At 64.9% G+C, this 5,432-nt stretch carries 6 protein-coding genes; 3 read left to right on the forward strand and 3 right to left on the reverse strand.

The genetic code is table 11. The annotated features are described in order from the left end of the window. Positions 1-209: 209 nt before the first annotated feature. Together I1969_RS10725 and I1969_RS10730 are read right to left on the reverse strand one after the other, a co-directional pair. A complete protein-coding gene (locus I1969_RS10725) occupies positions 210-536 on the reverse strand; it encodes a hypothetical protein (protein WP_195235114.1) in 327 nt (108 codons plus the stop codon). Beyond that, on the reverse strand, positions 533-856 hold the full coding sequence (locus I1969_RS10730) for a hypothetical protein (protein ID WP_195235115.1): 324 nt from the start codon (positions 854-856) through the stop codon (positions 533-535). The genes I1969_RS10725 and I1969_RS10730 overlap by 4 nt, the downstream gene beginning before the upstream one ends. Before the next feature lie 353 nt (positions 857-1,209). On the opposite strand from I1969_RS10730, the gene I1969_RS10735 reads away from it, so the two are divergent. Then, entirely contained in the window at positions 1,210-2,595 is a 1,386-nt protein-coding gene (locus I1969_RS10735) for a MobA/MobL family protein (RefSeq protein WP_195235116.1), read from the forward strand. Between the two features lie 184 nt (positions 2,596-2,779). Here the strand turns inward: I1969_RS10735 and I1969_RS10740 are convergent, their stop codons facing one another. Continuing rightward, a complete protein-coding gene (locus I1969_RS10740; RefSeq protein ID WP_195235117.1) occupies positions 2,780-2,932 on the reverse strand; it encodes a hypothetical protein in 153 nt (50 codons plus the stop codon). Positions 2,933-3,132: 200 nt separating this feature from the next. Between I1969_RS10740 and I1969_RS10745 the strand changes: the two genes are divergently transcribed. Together I1969_RS10745 and I1969_RS10750 are read left to right on the forward strand one after the other, a co-directional pair. Further along, complete coding sequence (locus tag I1969_RS10745) at positions 3,133-5,037, forward strand: hypothetical protein (RefSeq protein ID WP_195235118.1); 1,905 nt, start codon at positions 3,133-3,135, stop codon at positions 5,035-5,037. Further along, the coding region (locus I1969_RS10750; RefSeq protein ID WP_195235119.1) for an HTH domain-containing protein at positions 5,018-5,432 on the forward strand (415 nt) is incomplete at its 3' end. The genes I1969_RS10745 and I1969_RS10750, both read left to right, overlap by 20 nt.

The raw sequence follows: 5,432 nt of genomic DNA on the forward strand, positions 1-5,432 counted from the left end.
GCAACTCGCCGAGGCGAACGCCAGGGTCGCGGAACTCGCCGGAAAGCTCGCATCGCTCGCAGAACGCCAGCAGGCGATCGCGGCCACGCCGTGGTGGCGCCGCGGCCGCATGGCCATGAAGCTGCTTGGCCCAGGGGGAGAATGACGAGAACCCCGCGGACCCTCAGAGGGTTCGCGGGGTTCTCGTAGGTTTTGCTGTGCCGCCGGGATCAGAACGGGTACACGAGCTTGCCGTCGAGCTCGACCTCGACCACGTCGCAGTGCTGGGCAGCGCGAGTCCAAAACTCGTCCAGGCTGCCGTCGGGGCCGAGTGCCGCCGCGGGCGGCAGGCGCAACACCTCGCGGCTGTAGCCTTTTTCGACGCGGGGTTTGGTCCCGTCATCGCCGCCGCCCCTGTCGAACTCGAGGCGGCTCCAGAGCACCGCCGCCGACCCGTCGGCGGTGAGCTCTAGCACGTCCTTGCTCAACGCCGCCGACCCGTCGGCGCGGGTGTAGAAGCTCTCGACCCTGTTCTTAAAAGTGATGGTGACGTTCATCGCTGATCCCCGTCCGGCTCGCCGCAGGCGCTGGCGATGTCCCCGCCGCGGGTAAACGCCACGCCGTTGGAGTAGTACAGCTGCTCGTTCAGTGCCGTGGACAGAGCTCGGCGGCTGCCCTCGGTGTCAAAGGTCAGGCCAGTTGCCTGCTCGAGGATCGCGCCGACCTCGACCAAGCGGTGCGTGCGGGCCTTCCGCTCGGCCGCGGCCTTCTTCCGCTCGAGGTCTCGCAGCTCCTTCTTCAGCGCCGCCGCCCTCGAGGCCTGCTTGTCGGCCGCAGCCCTCTTCCGTGCGATCTGCTCGTCAATCGAAGCCGTCATATCGACCGACCTTCCTGCTCGTTGCGGTTTGTTCTCGCAGCAAAATATACCCGTTCGCGCGTTAAAATATCGCGAGCCGGGTATATCCCTACCATAGGTAGGGCGCACTTAGTCTCACTTTCTCGCGGCTACGCCGCTGCGAGAGTGAGACATTGCGTGCGCGCCTGGGCGGCGGGCCTCTCCGGCACATCACCGACCGTTCGCCTGACGCGGCTTACGGTTGCCGAAGTGCCTGCGCGCTCGCTCGCGCTCCCTTGCCCTACGCGCCGCCGCGCCCGTTCGCGACCACGCTCACGGACCGCCGCGCCGCTGCGCGCTCACTTCGCTCGCTTGCCTGGAAGGAGGCAGACGCCATGGCCATCTACCACCTCAACGCCCGCGGCATCGCGCCCGCGCGCGGCTCGTCGGCCGTCGCGTCGGCCGCCTACCAGAGCGGCGAGACGCTACGGGACGAGGCCACAGGCGAGCTCAAGCGCTATGCCCGTGCCGAGCGCATCGCCGATACCGGCATCGTCCTTCCCGGTGGCATGCCCGCCCTCGACCGCCAGACCATCTGGAACGAGGCCCAGCGCGTATACGCCGGGGGCAATGAACTCGTCGCGAAGCGCTACGAGTTCGCCCTGCCGCACGAGCTCGACCTGGACGGCCAGCGGGCCTGCGTCCTCGATTTCTGCAGCCTGTTCAATGACAGAGCCTGCGACTGGGCAATCCACGATTCAGGTGACGGCAACCCGCATGCCCACGTCCTCGTGAGCGCCCTCGCGATCGGCCCCGGCGGTTTCGAGCGCCCGAAAGCCCACAAGTCCACCAAGGTCTACCTATGCCGCTACCCCGACGGCAGCAACGTCATGGTCGAGGCGAGGGACTGGAAGGCCGCCAAGGCCGAGGGCATCGAGAAGGTATACAACTTCAAGGACGGCGAGCGTCGGACCATGTCCCAGGCAGAGGCCCAGGGCCTCACCAAGGACGACCGCAAGACCAAGACGCCAGTGGCCGTCACCGCCAAGATGGACGGCACCAAGGCGTTTGATGCCGAGAAGGCCGAGCTGACGTCCATCCGCGCCGCCTGGGCGGGAATCGCAAACAGGCATCTCGCCCAGGCGGCGGCAATGACGGGCAGCGCTCCGCAGTCAATCGACCACCGTTCCAATAAAGATAGGTATATGGATGAGCAGCCGACCGTCCATGAGGGCGGCGCTGGCCTGATCGGCCATGCCGATCGCGTCAAGCTCAACGAGGAAATCAAAGCAAGGAACGAGCGCCTTCGGGTCCTTCGCGCGGAGCTTCAGCAGGAGGGTGCCGCCCTCGAGCAGCTGCAGCGGGAGGTCGCGGAGCTCGAGCGCCAGCGCGGTCGTATCGAAAAGGCCAAGCGCGGCCGCGTCCAGGGCAGGCACAAGGGCGCCCTGGCAAAGCGCCGCCGCGTGGCCATGGCCACCGCGGCGGCAGCCGCCGAGACCCAGCGTCGCATGGCCATGGTCGCCGCGAATCAGGTCGATACCCGCGTCGAGATGATCGCCCAGCTTGACGAGCAAATCGCCGATCTCGATCAAGAGATGCACCGCCTGCAGCGCGGCGGCACGGCGATCATGATGTCGAGCAACCTGATCAAGGCGACCGAGCTCGCCGCAGAGCGCAAGAAACTCGCCGACGAGCGGGCGCGTCTTGCAGGCGAGGGTGAAACCCGGCGTCGGCGCGAGCCGCCGACGCCCGAGCAGAAGCGCCGCGGGCCCAAGCACTAGCGCCGCCGCACGGTGCCTTCGGGCACCCTTGGTGGCAGGCGTAAAAAAACGGTGGAGCGGCTGCAAAAGAGCCGCCCCACCGGGTAAAATCAGAAATGAAAGAAGCGGACCCCGCGCAGGTGGCTAACCGGTTACGCGGGCGATGCGGATTTCAGGTTCAAAGGCCGGGGCTGCAACCCCGGCCTTATTTTTTGCTGCGACGTCCCCGCCGCCCTTCATCGCGCACAGTCCGCGCGCGCCTCCGAATCCTGAACTTGATCTCGTACGAGTCGAGAAACGTGACGATAAACGTGCCCACCGCCGCCAGGGCGGCGAGGGCTTCAAAGACCTTCGACATAAGCGACACCTCCAAGGGAAAGCATCGCCCGCGCGCGGGAATCCGCCGCTGTGATTCTACCCCACTGGCCGCCGCGGGAGACGTTCACCGGCCTCAGATCGGGTTGCCACAGGGGTGTACAATAACTGTATTGATAATATACGTCCTGTAAAGGCGGAGCCTTAGCCCTCGGGGGCGGCTGGTATGGGGGATGGTGTTCAGTGGCAGATCGAAAGAAAAAACCCGATCGTGATGATGCTTGGTGGGCAGCCCAGCGCCATGCCTACATCGAGAAGAATGACATCCTTCTGTCCGACCATCCGTCCTGGGAATGGGTCAGCCCGTACGACTTTTGGCGGACCATCTTTCCTGAGGGCTTCCTGCAGCCCCGCGGCGAGGAGGTCCCGTGGCACGAGATGGGCGGCGGCCATCCTAACGGCATAGCCATCCAGATCACCAACAAGACCAAGACGGTCAAGACCAAGACGGGCCGTAAACACGACGTCCCCGTGGTCGAGCGGTTCACGCTGACCGATGACCTCGACGGCGTGATGGAGCGCGTCATCGACTCGAACAGGAAGAACGAGTCCGTCTTCTGCGCTCCCGTGTCGTATTTCGGCAAGAGCCGCGTCGCCGCGAACGCGCGGTTCCTGCACGCGTTCGCAATCGACCTCGACGGCGTCGGCGTGCAGGAACTGAAGAACATGCTGAAGCAGTTCCGCAACGGCCGTGACCCGGCGTTTGCGGCAGATAAGTGGGTGTCCCTCCCGCAGCCGACCTTCCTCGTGAACTCGGGTACGGGTTTCCACCTCTACTACGTGCTTGACCAGCCGATCCCGCTGGTGCCGCGTGTCGTGCCATTTCTGCAGGAGTTCAAGGCGATGCTCACGGACTACATCTGGCGCGACACCGTCTCGACGCTCGAGGAAGTCCAACACCAGGGCATCTACCAGCCCTTCAGGATGCCCGGCACGCCGACGAAGCTGAACGGCAAGACCGAGAGATCGAAAATCAAGGACAAGTACGAGGCCGTGGCGTTCGTGCACAACGGCGAGGACGGGAAACCTTGGCTCTGCAGTATGGATTACCTGCTCGGATACGCCGGCGTCCGCGGCGGCAAGGACCGCGCCGAATTCATAGAGCTCATGCGCACCGCCGGGCGGACCCCCATCGAGCGCGCCAAGAAGCTCTGGCCGGAGTGGTACCAGGCGCGCATCGTCGAGGGCAAGGCACCCGGGCGCTGGACCTGCAAGCGCGACCTTTACGATTGGTGGCGCGGGGAGGTCGAGACGAAGGCCACCGACCACCACCGCTACTGGTGCCTCAACGTCCTGGCCGCCTACGCCAAGAAATGCGGCATCCCGTACGAGGATCTTGAGGCCGACGCGCTCGCGCTCGTGCCGACACTCGAGGGCCTGACAGAGCGCGAGGACAATCACTTCACCGAGGATGACGCGCTCGCCGCGATTGCGTCGTATTACGACCCCATCATCCATAAGCTCACCCGCGAGCGCATCGAGCGTCGCACCGCCGTCGAGCTGCCGAAAAACAAGAGGAACGGGCGCAAGCAGGATGTCCATTTAGCCAGAGCTCGCACCGTTCAGGATTTTGACGACCCGGGCGGTAGCTGGCGCAATAAGGATGGAGCCCCGACGAAAGCCGACCTCGTTCGCGAGTACGCCGCGGCACATCCCGACGCCAGCCATAGCGCCATCGCCCGCGAACTGGGCATATCGCGCACGACCGTCATCAAGTGGTTGCGCGATATGCCGAAGGACGCCGCCGAGTCGGAAAAACCGAAGCCGGATGATCTGTACGAGCTGTACAACCCCGCGATGGTCGAGCTCAGGGCAGCGCTCGACGAGTACTGGTCGAGCGCTAGCGACCGCGGGCACCTGAGCCCGCCGCAGTCCGCCATGACCAGGCTGGAGCTCGCACAGAAGGCCATCGGCTTGGATACCGGGATCGAGGAGTACTGGAAACGTGCCGACGCGGAGAACGAGAAACGGGAAAAACGGGAACGGGAAACGGTAAAATCATCGGGAACCGCCGTGAAACTCCCCGATGTTTCCCGGGAAACATTCCCGATTGACGATAGGTTGACCAATGGGCATAACGAAGCGTGAAATAGCGTCTGAACTGGGTGTTTCAAAGCGCACAGTCGCGAACTACATCGAGAAGCTGGGACTGGGAAACCATGTTTCACGAAACGGGAATACCGATTTTCTCGATGACTTCGCCGCCGCAGCCATCGCCGACGCCCTGAAGAACCCCGGCAAACCGTCCCGCCAGCCAGCCGACGCGCCCGCTGCACCCGCCCCGGACTCCCTGGTTGACTCCCTGGCCGCCCAACTGGAAATCGAACGGTCCCGCAACGCCGAGCTGATGGAGGCGCTTACGGCCGAGCGCGACCGCGCCGCCCGCGCCGAGGCCGAGGCCAAGGCGCAACTCGCCGAGGCGAACGCCAGGGTCGCGGAACTCGCCGGAAAGCTCGCATCGCTCGCAGAACGCCAGCAGGCGA

Origin of the sequence: Collinsella aerofaciens (genome assembly GCF_015548375.1) — a bacterium.
Taxonomy (GTDB): domain Bacteria; phylum Actinomycetota; class Coriobacteriia; order Coriobacteriales; family Coriobacteriaceae; genus Collinsella; species Collinsella aerofaciens_AB.